The organism is Rhodobacter capsulatus (assembly GCF_005144475.1).
GTDB classification, from domain to species: domain Bacteria; phylum Pseudomonadota; class Alphaproteobacteria; order Rhodobacterales; family Rhodobacteraceae; genus Rhodobacter; species Rhodobacter capsulatus_C.
In genome coordinates this window covers 1-1,008 of sequence record NZ_SWJZ01000135.1, presented here as the reverse complement: position 1 = coordinate 1,008, position 1,008 = coordinate 1, and the positions used below count along the sequence as shown (strand labels likewise).

At 65.9% G+C, this 1,008-nt stretch carries 2 protein-coding genes; both read left to right on the top strand.

The features are described 5' to 3' along the window. Window positions 1-224: JAB domain-containing protein (locus tag FBT96_RS19580; protein ID WP_283234953.1), on the top strand; the 224-nt coding region annotated here is incomplete at its 5' end. Between the two features lie 111 nt (window positions 225-335). Then, window positions 336-851 carry a DNA repair protein RadC gene (locus FBT96_RS19575; protein ID WP_136909631.1) on the top strand — a complete coding sequence of 172 codons (516 nt, stop codon included), beginning with the start codon at window positions 336-338 and terminating at the stop codon, window positions 849-851. Window positions 852-1,008 lie beyond the last annotated feature (157 nt).

Below are 1,008 nucleotides of genomic sequence, written 5' to 3'. Positions count from 1 at the left end.
CCGTCTATCCGCGCGAGGTGATCAAGCGGGCGCTGATGCTGAACGCGAGCGCGCTGATCCTGATCCACAACCACCCTTCGGGGGATGCGACCCCATCGGAAGCCGATCTCAGCATGACCAAGGAGATCCAGAAGGGCTGCCGTTATCTCGGCCTGACGCTGCATGACCACATCATCGTCGGGGCTGGCTATGAGCTGAGCTTGAGGGCTCTCGGCAAGCTTTGACGATCAAGCCAGCCCCTGAACCGTCGCCCTTCGTGGAAGAGGGCGGCGGTTTTGGGGTGACGGTGATGGCGGGGAGAGAGGCTTCCCGCCCCTGTCGCAGGAGAATTTGAGATGCTCGATCAAGGGTTCCATGCGCGAAAGGCGACACCGACGACGCGGTTTGACGCCGATGCGTTCCCGTCGCCCAATCCCGATCTGCCCTTCGTTCTGAAACTTGTCGCCCCGGATCTTGGGGCTGCAATGTCCGGCCAGGACCGCCCGGTCGAGCTCGATCGCTATGCGACGCTCGCTGACGCGATGTTTGCTGCGGTCGTGCTGGCGCAGGAAGTCGGCGCCGATGTTGCCCCGCATATGATGGTGATCCTCGATCGAGAAGAGCGGCTCGTGCTCGCGGGCGAGTTGGCGGACGGCGCGATTGCCTGGTGCAACCCGGTCCTCTCCACGCCCGAGGCCCGTTCGGTGTTGCGCGAGGCGAGCGGCTTGCGCGCGCGGGCGAGCCAGGCGGCCGGATGGCGCGAGCATGGGTTCGTGGCACATCTGCGCCGTCGCGCCGATCAACTTGAGGGGCGTCTTGTCGATCCGCTCTGGCGTGCCATCGCCGTCCGCGCGCTGCAGTTTGCGGCGTGAGAGCCGAGAGACCGAGAAGGGCAGGGGGGATTTGGAGCGCCGCCGGGGGAGAGATCGCACGGTCCGGCGTTCCCCCTTTTCCCGAACCGGAGTTGACCCGATGACCATGACCGAAGTCCCCCTGCGCGCCGCAGATGGCGCCCTCGGCCGTCGATCT